This is a genomic window from Oxynema aestuarii AP17, assembly GCF_012295525.1.
Taxonomy (GTDB): Bacteria; Cyanobacteriota; Cyanobacteriia; order Cyanobacteriales; family Laspinemataceae; genus Oxynema; species Oxynema aestuarii.
Genome location: NZ_CP051167.1, coordinates 1 through 16871, shown reverse-complemented (window position 1 = coordinate 16871; position 16871 = coordinate 1). Strand labels below are relative to the sequence as shown.

13 protein-coding genes are annotated in these 16871 nt (G+C 50.2%); 5 read left to right on the top strand and 8 right to left on the bottom strand.

Annotated features, from left to right (window positions below):
• Positions 1 to 99: 99 nt before the first annotated feature.
• Positions 100 to 1434 carry a flippase gene (locus HCG48_RS00065; protein WP_168567337.1) on the top strand — a complete coding sequence of 445 codons (1335 nt, stop codon included), beginning with the start codon at positions 100 to 102 and terminating at the stop codon, positions 1432 to 1434.
• Between the two features lie 69 nt (positions 1435 to 1503).
• On the opposite strand, the gene HCG48_RS00060 is transcribed toward HCG48_RS00065, so the two are convergent.
• The 4 genes from HCG48_RS00060 to HCG48_RS00045 form a co-directional block, all read right to left on the bottom strand.
• Positions 1504 to 2598: a glycosyltransferase gene (locus HCG48_RS00060; RefSeq protein WP_168567336.1), complete on the bottom strand. Its 1095-nt coding sequence runs from the start codon at positions 2596 to 2598 to the stop codon at positions 1504 to 1506.
• A 33-nt stretch (positions 2599 to 2631) separates the two neighbouring features.
• A complete protein-coding gene (locus HCG48_RS00055; protein ID WP_168567335.1) occupies positions 2632 to 3603 on the bottom strand; it encodes a glycosyltransferase family 2 protein in 972 nt (323 codons plus the stop codon).
• Positions 3604 to 3740: 137 nt separating this feature from the next.
• On the bottom strand, positions 3741 to 4460 hold the full coding sequence (locus tag HCG48_RS00050) for a class I SAM-dependent methyltransferase (protein WP_168567334.1): 720 nt from the start codon (positions 4458 to 4460) through the stop codon (positions 3741 to 3743).
• A 92-nt stretch (positions 4461 to 4552) separates the two neighbouring features.
• Complete coding sequence (locus tag HCG48_RS00045) at positions 4553 to 5908, bottom strand: O-antigen ligase family protein (RefSeq protein WP_168567333.1); 1356 nt, start codon at positions 5906 to 5908, stop codon at positions 4553 to 4555.
• Positions 5909 to 6076: 168 nt separating this feature from the next.
• Between HCG48_RS00045 and HCG48_RS00040 the strand changes: the two genes are divergently transcribed.
• Positions 6077 to 8374, top strand: a complete 2298-nt coding sequence (locus tag HCG48_RS00040; RefSeq protein ID WP_168567332.1) for a carbohydrate-binding protein — start codon at positions 6077 to 6079, stop codon at positions 8372 to 8374.
• Between the two features lie 33 nt (positions 8375 to 8407).
• On the opposite strand, the gene HCG48_RS00035 is transcribed toward HCG48_RS00040, so the two are convergent.
• Together HCG48_RS00035 and petL are read right to left on the bottom strand one after the other, a co-directional pair.
• Complete coding sequence (locus HCG48_RS00035; protein WP_168567331.1) at positions 8408 to 9754, bottom strand: MFS transporter; 1347 nt, start codon at positions 9752 to 9754, stop codon at positions 8408 to 8410.
• Positions 9755 to 10065: 311 nt separating this feature from the next.
• A complete protein-coding gene (petL, locus tag HCG48_RS00030) occupies positions 10066 to 10173 on the bottom strand; it encodes a cytochrome b6-f complex subunit PetL (protein WP_234488601.1) in 108 nt (35 codons plus the stop codon).
• A 185-nt stretch (positions 10174 to 10358) separates the two neighbouring features.
• Here petL and HCG48_RS00025 point away from each other — a divergent pair, with 185 nt between their 5' ends.
• The 3 genes from HCG48_RS00025 (at position 10359) to aroB (ending at position 13284) form a co-directional block, all read left to right on the top strand.
• Positions 10359 to 10742 carry a helix-turn-helix domain-containing protein gene (locus tag HCG48_RS00025; RefSeq protein WP_246259783.1) on the top strand — a complete coding sequence of 128 codons (384 nt, stop codon included), beginning with the start codon at positions 10359 to 10361 and terminating at the stop codon, positions 10740 to 10742.
• Positions 10739 to 12091: an IS200/IS605 family accessory protein TnpB-related protein gene (locus tag HCG48_RS00020; protein WP_246259781.1), complete on the top strand. Its 1353-nt coding sequence runs from the start codon at positions 10739 to 10741 to the stop codon at positions 12089 to 12091. Before HCG48_RS00025 ends, HCG48_RS00020 begins: the two co-directional genes overlap by 4 nt.
• A gap of 98 nt (positions 12092 to 12189) precedes the next feature.
• Complete coding sequence (aroB, locus tag HCG48_RS00015) at positions 12190 to 13284, top strand: 3-dehydroquinate synthase (protein ID WP_168567330.1); 1095 nt, start codon at positions 12190 to 12192, stop codon at positions 13282 to 13284.
• Positions 13285 to 13325: 41 nt separating this feature from the next.
• Here the strand turns inward: aroB and HCG48_RS00010 are convergent, their stop codons facing one another.
• A complete protein-coding gene (locus HCG48_RS00010) occupies positions 13326 to 15308 on the bottom strand; it encodes a CBS domain-containing protein (protein WP_168567329.1) in 1983 nt (660 codons plus the stop codon).
• A gap of 192 nt (positions 15309 to 15500) precedes the next feature.
• The gene (dnaA, locus tag HCG48_RS00005; RefSeq protein ID WP_168567328.1) at positions 15501 to 16871 is read right to left on the bottom strand and encodes a chromosomal replication initiator protein DnaA; all 1371 of its coding nucleotides are present in this window, start codon (positions 16869 to 16871) and stop codon (positions 15501 to 15503) included.

Below are 16871 nucleotides of genomic sequence, written 5' to 3'. Positions count from 1 at the left end.
TGCCTAGAAAAATAGGTCTTATTGTAGCAAAAGTAACTGTCTGAAGTTTAGCTAGACTCGCACTCGTTCCTTTTCTTTATCTCTCTTTTTCGATAACCAATGTTGCAAAAACTCACAGAAAAAGTTAACCAAATCAGCCCGGAATTGCGGAAAATTATCAGCAATATCGGCTGGTTATTTACCGATCGCCTCTTGCGGATGGGAGTCGGAATTATCGTCACCGCTTGGTTAGCGCGCTATCTGGGAACGGAACAATTCGGACTTTATAATTTCGCGATCGCCTTCGTCACCTTATTTCATACCGTCGCTACCCTCGGACTGGATCAAATTGTCGTCCGCAATATCGTCAGCGATATCGAGCATAAAAATACCATGCTCGGCACCGCCTTAACCCTACGACTCAGTAGCGGAATTTTACTATTTTTGAGTGCGAATCTCGCGATTTTCTTTTTGCGTCCCGACGACCCCCTCACGCGCTGGGTCGTCGGCATTATTGCGGGGGGGTTGATTTTTGAAGCCTTTAACACGATCGATCTGTGGTTTCAGTCTCAAGTTCAATCAAAATATACCGTTTTAGCCAAAAATATTGGATTTATTTTAATTACCACCGTCAGAATTATTCTAATTTCTATCGAAGCGCCTTTAGTCAGTTTTGCTTGGGCCGCATTAGCTGAAACCGGAATCTTTGCGATTTCTTTAACCGTCGCCTATCACGTAAGCGGTCAAAAATTATTCGATTGGAAATTCGATCTCGATCGCGGAAAAACCTTATTGCAAGAAAGCTGGCCCCTGATTCTGTCTGGATTGGCGATTATGGTTTATCTCAAAATCGACCAAGTGATGTTAGGACAACTCGCCGACGATGCTGCCGTCGGGATTTATTCAGGGGCAACCCGCATTTCTGAAGTGTGGTATTTTGTGGCAATCGCTATTGTAAATTCCGTCAATCCTTCAATTTTAGAAACTAGAAAGGTTAGCGAGTCGAAGTTTTATCAGAAGTTACAAAAGCTGTTTAATTTAATGGCTGTTTTGGCTTACGCGATCGCCATTCCAGTGACCTTTTTATCGCGATGGATTGTCGTTGTTATTTTCGGTGCGGAATATGCAGCCGCAGGCTTGGTTCTTTCTATTCATATTTGGGCGGCTTTATTTGTCTTTTTTGGATGGTCTAAAGGGATTTGGATTATCGCCGAAAGTCAAACATTATATTCTCTAGTTTCGACCTCGGCGGGCGCTGTTTTGAATATTGTTCTAAATTTTTGGCTCATTCCTCAGTATCGCGAAGTCGGCGCCGCTATAGCTACCGTTGTTTCCTATGGATTTACCGATTACGTTCTCTGTTTTATTTATCCTCCCGCGCGAAGATTGGCGCTGATTATGACAGAATCGATTACCTTAACTTTTGTAGTCAAGCGACTGTTTAGACGTGCTTGACAAGAGACGATCGAGAAAATATCAAAAAATCTTGTAGGGATTTGGTTTCCAAGCCCGAGACTTTATCCTTCAAAAAACACCCATCACTCGCAGGTATTCATCGGCAGATTTAGCGAGAGAAAACTCCGCACCTCGTTGTTTTAAAATATCGGAGGCGATCGGATTTTTTAAACTGTCCTCAATGGCGATCGCCATTTTCTCGACATCGCCAATTGGTACTAAACGACCGTATTCGCCGTAGTTTAAAATTTCTGCCGGACCGCTTTTACAATTTGTAGAAACAACCCTAGTTCCCGCCGCCATTGCTTCAATCAATGCCGTGGGTAATCCTTCAAACAGGGAAGATAAAACAAAAAGGTGAGCGCGCGCCATAAAGCGATAAGGATTGCTGACAAATCCAGGTAAATCGACCAATTGAGTTAACTTTAATTCCTCGATTAATGCTTCTAATTTTGAGCGATCGCCCCCTTCCCCCAAAATCATTAATTTAGCGGGAAACTTTTGACAAACTAAGGCAAAAGCACGAATTAAAGTTTCAAAATCTTTTTGTTTTTCCAAACGACCGACCCCCAAAATAACGGGAGGTTCGCCGGGAGTAAACCAAGGATGATTTAACGGTTCTTCGATCTTTTGAAAAAATTCGGGAAGAATCACGGGATTGTAAATTGTTTTAACTTTGTTGCGATCGAATCCCATCTCTAATAAGTCTTCCGCCGCGCCTTGAGATACCGTAATAATCGTATCTGCCATTGGATAAAACCATCGAGCTAAATAAGGCGCAAACCGCCGTTTAAAGGTGGTCGCATTTTGCGACTCTTGAGACATGGTATTGTGAACCGATACGGCGATATGGGTCGAAACTTTAGCGAAATAGCGCGACCACAAAGCGATGACGTTGGCATCTTCCAAGGCGGAGAGTAAAGCGACGGGTTGCTGTTGTTTTAAATAGCCGATTAAATCGGGAATACTGTTGACTAAACGTTTTTTGTTTAAGTTGACCAAATTCACGGACTCGGGAATTTCCGATAACAACGGTCCGACGGGTTTCGCTAAAACTAAATCGACCTCGTGACCGCGTTCGGCAAAACCGCGACCTAAGTAAAGCATCACTCTTTCGGCGCCGCCGCCATCCAAAGCACTCAAAAAAAGTGCTATTTTTGCCATTTTTTGAACTCCATTCGATTACATTGAAACTCATCAAATCAGTTCTCGAAACTGTTTTAAATAGAGATAAATAGCCCGCAAATAAATTTCAAAACGATCGCGCCAAGAGATTGAGGCGAGATGGCGATCGATTAATTCTTGATACGTCGGTTGGATGGCGTCATAATGTTGTCCGATTCCCAAACCAGCAGCGATTAAATAGTTGGATAAGTTAATAAACTGGGGAAAGTTGGCGTAAATCCAATATCCGGTTAAAATCCGAATTTGGCATTTCCGTTGTTGTTTTTGCCGATTTTTTTGGGCATAATCGGCACTTCCGGGAACGAGGGCCGAACCGTAAGCATTATGTTGATGGATGCGATACCATCCCAACTCGTGAGGGAGAAAGATCCCGGGAGATAATCCCATTGCGGTAAAAATGAGATAACTATCATTGAGCAAGATTTTTTCTGTTTCTGGCATCGGCAAGATTTGCGCGAGAAGCGATCGCCGAAAACACAATCCTGAGGTGGGTGGATAGGGAAAATTCTTGACAGAACCACGTCTGATATCATCACGTAAATCCCAAGACTCGACCGTTAAATCGGCTGTTTTTGGAGGGATAAAATTAATAAAATTATCCTCAATTTTTTGCGTTTCCATAAAGTTAACGGAATGAAAACACCATCCCATTTCCGGGCGATCGCGAAATGCGGAAACTACGGCTTCGCATTTGTGCGGCAAACATAAATCGTCCGCATCTAAAAAGCAAATAATTTCGCCACGACTGGCGGCAAATCCGGCATTAAAGGCGGAAGCTTGACCGCCATTTTCTTTCAACACAGCAACGATGCGATCGCCATATTCGGCGATAATTTCTCGGGAACCATCGGTGGAACCGTCATCGACGACAATCACTTCTACGTTGTCATAGGTTTGATTGAGGGCGCTGGCGATCGCCTGTTTTAAAAAGCGATCGTAGTTGTAGTTATTAATTAAAATACTGACGAGTGGAGAGGCTTGCATCGATGGTTACAACTGGCTAAAATAAAAAGCGACCGAAAGGGCTATCGCCGAACTTTCAACAGTTAGATGACTGTTACTGTTTCAATTTCAAACAATTTAATCGGTGTTTAATCGGTTCAATTGTCCCCAACTTTCGCTCACGAAGAGCGCCGAAAAATCATCAAGTTATCGTCGTAATCGCGAATCATTTTCCCGTCAAAGGATTGACGCATTCTGGCGACCGCTTCCGGGTCGTAAGTCATCGAAAACGATCGCATGAGTTCGATCCAATAACTTTGGGGTTGTTCGTTTAAATGTAAATGTCCTCCTTGTCCGGGAGGGGCGGCGGTAAACACCAAATTGGGGGCAGCTTCTGAAAGTAACTGACACAACTTACTCGCCGCCGATTCGGGCAGGTGTTCGGCGACTTCCAAACAAATACAAACATCCCCTCGGGCGGGAATTGTTTCGGCTTGAGTTAAATCGATTTGTTCGACAGAGGGCAATCCTTTAGAACGGGCCATTTTAACCGCATCTAAAGAGTAATCGAAGGCGACAATTTCACCGCAGCCCGCTTTCATCAAAGCTAAGGAAATTCCCCCCGAACCGCAGCCGACATCCACTAACTTTTTCGGGTTAAATTCGGCGACGATCGTGCGGGCGAGGAGGTCGTAGCATTCGGTATTGAAGTTTTCGATGTTTTCGTAAAAGGCGCGATCGTAACCGTGGTTTTTATCTTTGGCGATGTAGGTGTAGTAAAAATACATCCACCGATTTTTGAGTTGACCTTTGAAATCCCGCCACTGTTGTTGAATGTCGTGATAACGGGGTTCTCCGAGGAGACTTTTTAAGGTTTGTTTGCTGGCAGATTTAATCATGATGCACGCTTTTGTTAAGGTCGGATGACATAAACTCGATTTCGCGGAAAATGGCGATACTCCTTTGAAGTTACTACGCGATCGCCTCGGCTTTATTCTGAAAATTTGGCAGAGTTTAAAGAAGGCGAGGGGGAACTCGGCGTTTCGTTCATGGCGGCAAAATAAGCTTGTTTGTCTCGATATTCTCGGACTTCCGAGGGGGAGAGCTTTCTCACGTAGCCCAAAGACAGACTGACGGCGACGTGAAGGATCCAAAAGAGGTTGTTATGTTGAATAATCGTGCTTTCGGTTTGATTGTACAGTAGCAAAAAGGACGCATACAATAAAGGCCACATTTCCGCCGGACTTTTTTCGATTCGCAATAAAGCGATTCCGCGCACGAACATCGTCAGAAGACTCATGACAAAAAAGAATAACCCAACTAAACCGAGATCCAAAGAGATGTTAATAAAACCGTTGTGCGAGTGGGGGGCGACGTAGCGAATTGCCAGCCAAACTTGATTGGCGGCGCCGGTCCCTTGCCAAAAGGCTTGATAGCCATAGCCGAACCAAGGACGCAGGCGGATCATATCGATAGAGGCTTGCCAAAGATAAGTGCGACCGCTCAAACTGGGGTCTTTTCCCAATCCGTAGAGAAAAGGTTCCCAATTTTCGGCGAGGATGGTGGTTCCACTGCTGACGACAAAGATCGCAAAAATCATCACGGGAATGGCAATTCCCCCACGAGATTGCAAGATTTTAAAGAGGGGAACGAGCATCATCAGGGTGAGAAAAACCATCAATCCGGTTTTCGATCGCGTGAGCAGAACCAGTAAGACGGTGATGATAAAAACGGCCCACAACCGTTTGCGATACTTGGGAGGGCTGTGAATGGCGGCGAGACAGGTGGGGAGAGAAATTAAGGCCGTCAGTTGTGCTAAAACATTTTTATGGACCAAAGGCCCGCGCCAAGCGCCGGAATGAATCCCTTTTTCGATTCCCGACCCGGGGAGGGCGAGGGTATATAAAAAGCTAAAAACGGCGGTAATTCCTAACGCCCAAGTGACGATATCGAGCAGTTCTTTGCGATCGTAACGGGAGGCGAGATAAACGCCAAACATAGTGGTTTGGAGGGTCGAGATCCCGCGTTTGAGTGAAAAACTGGGAAAATCCGACCACACGAACGAGATCGGCGTCATCAATACCAGTCCCCACAAAAACGGATCGCGCCAGACGACGCGGAAAGCACTTTTAGGGCGCAAAGCCAGCAAAATCAAGCTGATGCCGATCGTGGCGTATTGTAGCAAAACCACGGGTCTCTCAAAGGGAGACGTGCCACCGCCGCCGACGCCTTCTGACGGTACGTATCGACTACTGAGGGTTAAAATGCCAGTAAATACGATAATACCGAAGATGGCGTAAACTTTCTCTAATTTGAGAACATCGGAAAGAATCGAGAAAACATTCATAGGCGAGTCGAAACTGAGGACTCGGATCGAGATTGTTCTATACTATCTCCTGTTTTTTGGAGTCGCCAATGAGGGGAGCGATACGCCGGAGGCGTCGCTAAGCGATCGCGCAGATGGGGTTTGCAGGGGGTGCGCCCCAGTCGGGATGTTGAAAGTGGGATAAAAGTTATGGCTAAAATCGAACGGTGGATCGCGATCGCCTGTTTGGTCGCGGCGGGAATCGTGACGTTGAGCTGGCAAAAGGTAACGTGCGACAATCCCCCAGACGTGGCGATCGCGCGCAGCACGAACCTTCCAGAATCGGGCTATCTCTGGCAAAATGTGGCGGTCGGCGGTGCGGGATTCGTCACCGGAATCGTCATTCACCCTCAAGATCCCAGTAGCATCTACATCCGCACCGATGTCGGCGGCGCCTATCGCTGGCATGGCGCCGAAGAACGCTGGATTCCTTTAATGGAGAGTTTTTCAGAAGACGAAAGCCATCTCTACGGCGTCGCCAGTCTCGCCCTCGACCCCGACGATTCCCAGCGCGTTTATGCGGTGGTAGGGGAATATACGGACGAACGGGCCCGAGGTCAAAAAGGGGTGGTCTTGACCTCGGACGATCGCGGTGAAACCTGGCGTCAGTTTCCGCTTCCCTTTTTTGTCGGGTCTAACGAACTGTGGCGCTGGAATGGGGAACGCCTCGCCGTAGACCCCCATCAACCGAACCTGCTCTATTTGGGATCGCGCCACGAGGGACTGTGGAAAAGTACCGACCGGGGAGCAACCTGGCAACGAGTCGGCGGAGTTCCCTCGGGAACCGCGAACCGGGGCGTTGCTTTCGTGGCGTTCGACCCGATCGCCGGATCCGAGGGAGAACCGACCCGCCGAATTTATGCGGGGGTCGCCGGAAAAGGCGTCTATCGCAGCGAGGATGCGGGGCGCACTTGGCAGTTATTACCCACGGAGGAAACCGACCCGCAACGGGGGGTCGTGGCGTCGGACGGGACGCTTTACGTGACCTTCGACCAGCCGGGAACGGTGCGCAAGTGGCAGGAGAACAGGTGGATCGAGATCTCGCCGGATCCGTCCGTGGAATCGTATAACGCGATCGCCGTCGATCCGAACGATCCCCAGGTGGCGATCGCCGCCGAATGGTTTTTCAACCACGGCAACCGACTGTTTCGCACCAACGACGGCGGCGAAACTTGGCGCGAGATCGAGTATAAACGAACCGATACCGTCCCCTGGCAGCACGATGACGAGCGCTTTTGGGCGGCGGGGATCGCCAGCGTGGCGATCGCCCCGGACGATCCCGAACGGGTTTGGTATACCGACGGTTGGGGCGTGTGGCGAACCGACGACATTTCGGCGCGGCGATCGTTGTGGCGTCGCGTGGTGCGCGGTTACGAAGAAATTGTCAATTTCACCCTCAAAAGTCAACCGAATAGCGGGGCACTGTTACAAGGATCCGGGGATATTGGCGGGATGCGCCACGGCAATTTAAACCGCTATCCGAGCAAGTTATTTCAAGATCCGAGTTGGATGGCGAGTGATTTCGTCTCGATCGCCGCCTCGGAAAAAGACCCCCAATTCGTCGTCGCCGTCGGGGGACGACGCTGGACCAGCGACCAACTGCCCACCCCGGGATACGCCCTCTATTCCACCGACGACGGTCAAAGTTGGCGGGAATTCCCCGGTTATCCCGAGGGCGATCGCCAAGCGGTACGCGGTCGGGTGGCGGTGTCGGCGACGGACCGCGATCGGATCGTCTGGCTGCCGGAAGGGAGCGATCGCCTCCCTTACACCAGCGCCGATGGCGGTAAAACCTGGACCGTCTCTAAAGGGGCTCCGGGAGGGATGGTCGTCTCGATTTGGCAGTGGAACCAGCCCCTCGCCAGCGATGCGGTCGAAGGCAATACCTTTTACCTCTACGACGAGGGGAAAGTTTATCGCAGCCGTGACGGCGGACTGACCTGGGCCGCCACCGCCGCCGAGTTACCGAAATTAAGCATGGACTGGCAGAAAGGCACCTGGAGTTTGCTCAAAACGCCGCCGGGAATGGCGGGGGAACTGTGGGCGAGTTTCGATACGGACGGCTTGTATCGATCGCGCGATCGCGGCGAAACCTTTACCCGGATCGAATCGGTACAACGCGCCCACTTATTCGCCTTCGGTCGCAATGCGCCCGATCGCGATCGGCCCAGCGTATTTGTTTACGGAACCGTCAACGGCGAAGCGGGGATTTTTCGTTCCGACGATTTTGGCGAAACCTGGCAAAAAATCGACGTTCCCGGACAGGCGATCGGTAAAGACCCGCGCACGATGGAAGGCGATCGCGAAGTCTTCGGGCGCGTTTATATCGGAACCGGAGGACGCGGGATTTACTACGGACAACCCGTGGGAACCAGAGGAGAAGCGCAGCCCGCAGACACGACCTTATTCACCTGCGGGATGCGCTGGATCTCTTCTCAATGGCGGTAGGGCGAATCCGTTACAATTCTCCCCTCCTGGAGATTAGACTTGCGGATTCGTTTTCGCGGCGAGGGTCGGTTGGAGAGACAGCAGCCAGAACGCGGTTAACGCGGTTAACACCGCCCCACTGGCGAAACAGACGCCGTAACCGAAACGGTTGGCTAACTGTCCGGCGATCGTGCTGCCGACGATCGCCGCCACGCCGAGAATGGCGTTATACAGGCCGATCGCCATCCCTTCCTGACCCTTGTTCGCTAAAGCGGCGATCGCCGTCGTACTCGATACGTTAATCGCCGCCCAGGTGACCCCCGTCAGCAAGTGGGTCATCCCGACGAGTACTAAACTCCCCCGGGTCGGTTCCCCCAACGCCACCGCCGTAAAAATCACGAAAATGACCACCCGAACCGCCGTGGCTTGCACTTGCAGGGTAATGCCCGATTGCTGCTGGACCAGGCGACCGACGGGCATGTAAAATAAGGCTTCGACCGCCGCTTTGCCCAAGGTAATCAGAAACACTTGAGCGTTCGTGGCATCGAGAACGTCGGTGAGAAAAATCGGAAAGGGAATATAAACTAAGTTAATCGAGAAGAAAAAGACGGCGGCACAGCAGTAATAGAGGATGAGGGGGTGGCTGAGGCGATCTCGCCAGTTCGCCCCCCCGGCCCGATCGCCGAGAAAATACAACATCCGCGACGGATAAAATAAGGCTCGTCGTTCGATAATCGCCACACTCAGACGCCCCAGAAATTGGCGAGTGTAGCGGCGCTGCGAGTGAAACTGTCGGGCTTCGCGGACTAAGACGATGCACAACAAGCAACTGACGAAAGCAAATCCCCCGGCAAACAGCAACAGCATTCGCATCGCCTCGGGGGTTTCGAGATTCGCGGGTTGCCACGTCAGCCAACTGGCCCCTAACAAGACTCCGCCGACGAAACTCCACGCGGTGATTTGATAGAAGCGACCGAAGGAGGTTCCCCGTTCCCGATCCGGGATACTGTCGAGAACCAACGCAGACGCCACCGGGGTAATGGCGGCAATGAAAAATCCGGCAATCGTCGCCAAGAGGAGGACTTGGGGAATCGTTTGTCCTCGGGCTAGGGCGATCGTACAGAGGGCAAAGCCGAGAAAGCCTAAGAAGAGGAAGGGACGGCGGCGGCCCAGGCGATCGGACAAATTCCCCCACAGGGTGAAGGCGAGAACCCCCGCGAGGGCAATGGAAGAGTTGACTCGTCCGACATCGGCGAGACTGCCGTGGGCGACTTGAACGACGTAAAGCGGTAAGAGGGTAATGAGCAGCCCTTCACCGAGTTTGAAGGGGACGAAGGCGAGAAACCAAGGCGGAATATCGAGGCGGGACAAGGCACCGAGGCGGGAAGAAACGGCACGCATGGGGCAGGTTCGGGGTCTGTCCGCAGACAGAGGTGAGGGGAAGGGGCGATCGCCGCCGTTGAAGATCGTCGGATCTTGGGGGGCGATCGCGATCGTTTACATTTAGATACATTTTGACGCAAACCGCAGCGATCGGTGCCAGCGATCGCCCCCCAATTTTCCCAATTTTGGTGGGGAGATCCCATCGAACAAAACAAACGGCGCGATCGCCTCCCCTGCCGAGGGTTGCGGTTTTCATCCCAGTGTTTATCCCAGAATCAACCGCAGGCGATCGCGCCGTTCGCGGGGGTTCGCAATCAACTTAGATCAATCTAGATCAACTTGACCGCACGCAACGCGAACATCAAACCGATCGCCGCGACCAACGCACCCCCTAAGAGGACGAAATAGGTCACTGCTCCGCTTGCCGTAATTCCCATGAATCATTCTCCATTAAAATCCGTTAACTTTTGAGGGGTTTGGGGAGCGATAAGTCCCGCGCTGTACCTGAAAGGTCAGTGTCGGGATCCACGGACTCCCCGCGTCGATTGAGGGGTTCAATGCCCCGAAAATCGACACACTACCTATAGTCTAACGGAAAGCGCAAATCAGTTAGACTATAGGTATGTTGAACTTGACCTACAACTACCGAATCTATCCAGGACTTGACCAGAAAGCTCAAATGCTCGATTGGTTGGAGCAATGTCGTCGCGTCTATAACTACGCTTTGGCAGAGCGCAAGGACTCGATCGATTCGCGTAAATGTCCGGTCAATGCTTGCAGTATCAAGCAGGAATATATCATTTCTGCCGATGCACCCTATCCCGACTATTACAAACAGCAGAATGCGCTGACCAAAGCGAAAGATGAGATCCCAGAACTGAAGGCAGTTCATTCTCAGGTCTTGCAAGATGCCTTGAACAAAAAGAGCGACGCATTCCCCGACCTAGGAACAGGTGGGGGTCAAGGAGCGGCAACAACTCAAGATAGAGTTATCATACCGTTATGAGAATCCAGAAACCTGGCCCGATCGTTCGTACCGATAAATGGAGTCTTAACCCCACAAAAGAACAGCGACGGCTGTTTCGCGAGACGGTTAAGGTCTATCGTCGTGGGTGTCGGCACTTGGTCGGAATTTTGTTGACCCATTGGTCTTCTCTAGCAGGGTTGTCCAGCCAAAAACGAGTACTGGCGGTTGAGAAACTGATTCACCAAACCGCAGAGAATCCCCACCCTAAATATCCTCAGTTCGACTCGACCTTTTACAAATTCCCCAGCTACTACCGAAGAGCCGCCATTGTCTTCGCCGCCGGACAAGTCAGTAGCTACATGACCCGGTATCGGGAATGGCAAAGTGGCATTCGCCGACATCGCCAGGCCAAACCCCCCGTCCTGAATGCGAATACCGGATGTTATCCCGTATTGTACAAAGGTCAATGCTACAAACTACAGGGCTACGATCGCAGCTCCATCAAAGTATTTAACGGGACGGATTGGGTCTGGACGACCGTTCAAATTACTGGTCTGCGAGAACGACATACGGTAGACAGCAACAAACTGCTGTCACCTTCCCTCATTTTTAATGAGGACAAGAATGCTTGTCACCTCTCGATCCCGTTTGAGTGCCATCCACCCCAGCGACAGGTGAATGGCACTGTGATTAGTGTTGATTTGGGTATTAACACCACCGCAACCGTGGCAGTCGTGAATTTTGACGGCACTGTAATCCATCGTGAATTTATTCACCCAGGAAGAGACATAGACCGTCGAGACCAACGGCTGAAATCGGTATCGAAACGAGCCAGTAAGACAATGGGAAAAGGCGGAAGTCTTCAAAAAGGCTTCTGTTCTAATACCTATCGCAAATGCCGTAACATCAACCGTCAAATCGGGCAGATCGTCTCGAAGCGTATCGTGCAAATTGCCCGACAATTCAAGGCCGATGCCATTATTTTTGAGAACCTGAAAGGATGGAAAGCCAAGGGTGGACAAAAACGGTCTAACCTGCGCCAACGCTTTCACGGGTGGCTCAAGGGTATGATTCGAGATTTTACCGAGATGAAGTGGCAAGAGATGGGCGGTAAGGTCGTGGATGTCGTTGCCGCCTATACCTCAAAGCTTGCCTATGACGGGAGTGGAGTGGTGCGGCGGGACTCCAAAAACTATGCGCTGGCCAAATTTTCTTCGGGCAAGCGGTACAACGCCGACCTCAATAGGGCGCTGAACATTGCTGCACGGGGTATTCTTCAGCTCACTTGCCGAAAGGACAGTGAGGAACGTTCCAGCCAAAGTTCTGGACGTTCGCCTAGAAGCTGGGCTTGTTTGTGTGACCTGTGGACTAGCACCGTTCCAGGTTAGCACTGACACCTCCACCTGCCTTCGGCGAGGTGGGGAGAGCTTCATGCATGGAGTGCGATAGAATACAGCCCACAATGCTTGTTGATTTGGGTTGGACTATGCAGTCAGTGATTCACGTAGATCTTGGGGAGCGTTCTTACGATATTGAGATCGCCCCCGACGCGATCGACCAACTCGGGGAACGGATGCGATCGCTCGATTTGGGTAAAAAAGTCTTGCTCGTTTCCAACCCCGTCGTCTTCCGCCACTACGGCGATCGCGCGATGGCGTCGTTACGAGATCGCGGCTTCGAGGTCGCCCATTGCATCATCATGGCGGGAGAACAGTATAAAACCCTCAATTCCATTCAAAAAATCTACGGTCAAGCCCTCGAAAACCAGTTAGAGAGATCGTCTACCATGGTCGCCCTCGGCGGTGGCGTCATCGGCGACATGACCGGATTTGCGGCGGCGACCTGGTTGCGGGGGATGAACTTCATCCAAGTTCCCACGACCTTGTTGGCGATGGTCGATGCGTCTATCGGCGGTAAAACCGGGGTCAACCATCCCAAAGGGAAAAACTTGATCGGCGCCTTCTACCAACCGCGTTTGGTGTTAATCGATCCGAAAGTTCTCAAAACATTACCCGCCCGCGAATTTCGCGCCGGAATGGCTGAAGTGATTAAATACGGCGTCATTTGGGACGAAGCTTTATTTGAGAAAATGGAACGGTGCGATCGCCTCGACCAGTTGCGGTTTCTCCCGGAAGAATTACTGCACGACATCCTCGTTCGTTCCTGTCAGAGTAAGGTCGATGTCGTCGTCCAAGACGAACGCGAAGCCGGATTGCGCGCCATTCTCAACTACGGTCACACCATCGGTCACGCCGTCGAGAGTTTGACCCGCTATAAAGTCACCAATCACGGCGAAGCCGTGGCGATCGGCATGGTCGCCGCCAGTCGTTGTGCCGTACAATTAAAATGCTGGGACGAAGCCTGCGACGCCCGTCAATTTGAGTTAATTGAAAAAACCGGATTGCCGACGAAATTACCCAGTAATTTAGACATCGAAAAGATTTTAGAAACCCTCAAAACCGATAAAAAAGTCAAAGACGGCAAAGTTCGCTTTATTTTACCCAAACGGATTGGCGAAGCCACCATCAGCGATCGCGTCACCTCCGATTTACTGCGCGAAATCTTGCCGACTTTGCAATAATTTCGCGAACCTCGGGAACTCGGGAATCGGCAATGGGCAATTCACCAATCCGATCGTTTTTGACGGACGGGTAGTACGATCTGGAATTCCGTTCCCTTTCCCAGTTCCGAGAGGCAGATCAAACTGCCCTTATGTTTTTCCACCACAATTTGATAGCTAATCGACAATCCCAAACCCGTTCCCTTCCCCATAGGTTTTGTCGTGAATAGGCGATCGAAAATCTTTTCTCGAACCGATTCCGGCATTCCCATGCCATTATCTTTAATCGAAACGATCGCCCTCGGCGGATGGTCTCCCTCACCCCCTTCCCAGCGCGTTTTTATCCAAATTTTATTCGGATTGGCGACCACGCGATCGTAAGACTTCCCCCGATTCGACTCTTCCACCGCATCGATCGCGTTAGCTAAAATATTCATAAAAACCTGATTCATCGGCCCGGGATAACACGGAATATTCGGCAACTCTCCATAATCTTCAATCACTTTAATATCCGGACGATTTTCATTGGCTTTCAACCGATGTTTTAAAATCACCAAGGTACTCTTAAGTCCCTCATGCAAATCGACCGGAACCTTAGACGTCGCATCCGATCGCGAAAACGTCCGCAACGACACGCTCAATTGGCTGACGCGATCGACCCCCGCCGTCATCGAATCGATAATTTCCGGTAAATCTCGCCGGACAAAATCGAGATCGATCTCTTCCGCATGATCTTTAATCTTATCGCTCGGATCGCTCAATTCTTGACGATATAATTCTAAATGATCTAATAAATCTTTAATATAAGCTTGCGCGTGTTTGAGATTCCCTTTTAAAAAGGTCACCGGATTATTAATTTCATGGCCGATACCCGAGATTAGTTGACCGAGAGCAGACATTTTTTCGCTTTGAACGAGTTGAACTTGAGCCTTTTCTAATTGTTTTAACCGTCGTTCTAACTCTTCATTGAGGATTGCTTGTTCTCGGTTCGCTCTTTCTAACGCTAAATTGGCTTCTTGGAGTTGGCTGTTCGCTTTTTGCAGTTCTAGAGTGCGTTCGTCAACCTGTTGTTTTAAATTTTTTCCGAGTTCTTCTAATTGCGTTTGAACTTCCTGTCGTTGGCTGACTTCCCGCTTCATTTCCTCATTGGCTTTTTGCAATTCTAAGGTCTGTTTGGTGACCGTTTGTTGCAGTAATTCTACCGTCGAATAGAGTTCGACCGGATCTAACGCTTGCAATAAGGTACTTTGAGTCACAATTCCCGCCAAACCTCCCTCAAGATCCACCGCGACTAAACGACGGATGCAATGTTCTTGCATCATTTGGTTGGCTTCCCATAATGAGGCGTTGACCGAAATTGGAAACAGTGGCGTACTCATCACCGCTTCGGCGGGAGTGGTGAATAAATCTAATCCCATGGCTTTGAATTGGACGATGTCTCGTTCGGTGACAATCCCGATGGGAATTTGGCGATCGCCGTTGTTGCTTTTTTCGCAAATGACCACGCAACTTTTGCGTTGTTCGACCATAATTTGCGCCAATTCAAACATTAAGATCGAAGGCGATGCATTCACTACTTGCGTGACCATTACATCTCCCACTCGTCGGATTTGTAGTAAATCCGTCGGTTTGAGAACTTGACGCAAACTTTCCGGGGTAATGACGCCGACGACTCGATCGCGATCGTCGAGTAAAGGAAGGTGGCGAATGCGGGCCGATCGCAGTAAAGATAAAACGGAAAAAATATCTCCTTTTTCCTCTAACGAGAGGGTAATTAATTGGGAAGTCATGACTTGAGCAACGAGAATTTCGCTCCAGTCCATCGGCGTCGTGGTCAGTTTGACCACATCTCGTTCGGTAAAAATGCCGACTAATTTTTCATTCTCTAGAATTAAAATATAACTCGCTCGATTTTGACTCATGGCGACCAGCACTTCGACCACCGGAGTGTCCGGCGTAACGGCGATCGGTTCGCGGTCGATCGCGCGATCGAGTAATGCGGAAGGTTGGCAATCAGAAGAAGATAAGTGTTGCGGTTGTTGCATAGGAGAACGGAATTTTAGAGTTTAGACTTTAGAGTTTAGATTTTAGATCGAAGGAATCGGGAGAGTCGATTTTAGAGTTTAGAGTTTAGATCGAGGGAATCGGGAGGACTGGGAAAAAGAGTGCGGACGTTCGCGCAGTTGAGACCCCCGCATTACGGGTTGCTCACGCCTGGTTTCCGACCCCTAACTCCCTCAATAACTATGATTGGCAAAATTAATGCGATCGCTCAACTGTTGTAAAGTATTGGCTAACTCCGGATCGTTCTCTTTTAATTGAGCGATTTTTTCGCAACTGTAGAGTACCGTCGTATGATCTTTGCCGCCAAATTCTTCGCCAATTTTCGGCAAACTCAATTCTGTATGCTGTCGCATTAAATACATGCCAATTTGGCGCGCCTGACTGATTTCGCGACGGCGAGAATTGCTTTTGAGATCGTCAACCGACACGCCAAAGGTATCGGAAATGGCGACGACGATCGATTCCGGCGTCGCTTTGACTTTTTCCATTTGGGGATGGAGAATAGGCGCGATATTCTCGACAGTCATCGGTAAGCCGGAAATCGACATATAAGCGACGACGCGAATTAAAGCGCCTTCGAGTTCGCGAATATTGGACGTGTAATGCGCGGCAATATATTCGACAATGTTGCGCGGGAGACGCACATTTTCATATTCGGCTTTTTTCTGTAAAATCGCCATCCGCGTTTCCAAGTCCGGCGGTTGAATGTCGGCGATCAATCCCATTGAAAATCGCGAACAGAGTCGTTCTTGCAGACGCGGGATTTGGTTCGGGGGGCGATCGGCGGCCAAAACTACTTGTTTTCCGGCTTCGTGGAGGGTGTTAAAGGTATGAAAAAATTCTTCTTGGGTGTATTCTTTGCCTTCGATAAACTGGAGGTCATCGACGAGTAACACGTCGGCAGCGCGATAATGTTCGCGAAAACTTTGCATTCCATCTTTACGAATGGCAGCAATTAAGTCGTTGGTAAATTGTTCGGTAGAAACGTAAAAAACCCGGCAATCGGGACAAATTTCGAGGCGATAATGACCGATCGCCTGCATTAAATGGGTTTTTCCCAAGCCGACCCCACCACATAGAAATAAGGGATTGAATTCGCGACCGGGAGACTCGGCGACGGCGAGGGAAGCGGCGTGGGCCATGCGGTTGTTGGAACCGACGACAAAGCGAGAAAAGACGTATTTGGGATTGAGCTCGCTCGGACGGGGACGGTGGGGCGCCGGGACGGGAGGAACGTTGGCAATCGGCGAAGACCAGAGAATGTCACTATTTCCGCCGCCGTTGGTTTCCGTCTCTTGAATGGTTTTGATGCTAATTTCGACGGGACGCCCGAGGACTTCTTGGACGACGTCGGCGATCGTTTTTAGGTAATATTTCTGCAACCAATTGCGGGCGAAGGGATTGGGGGTACAAATCACTAAGCAATCGTCGGCGAGTTGTTGCGGACTCGCCGTTTTGATCCAGGTTTCAAAGGTGGGGCGGCTCAGTTGTAGTTGCAATCTCTCAAGGACCCGATCCCAAAGTTGTTCGAGGGGAATTTCCAC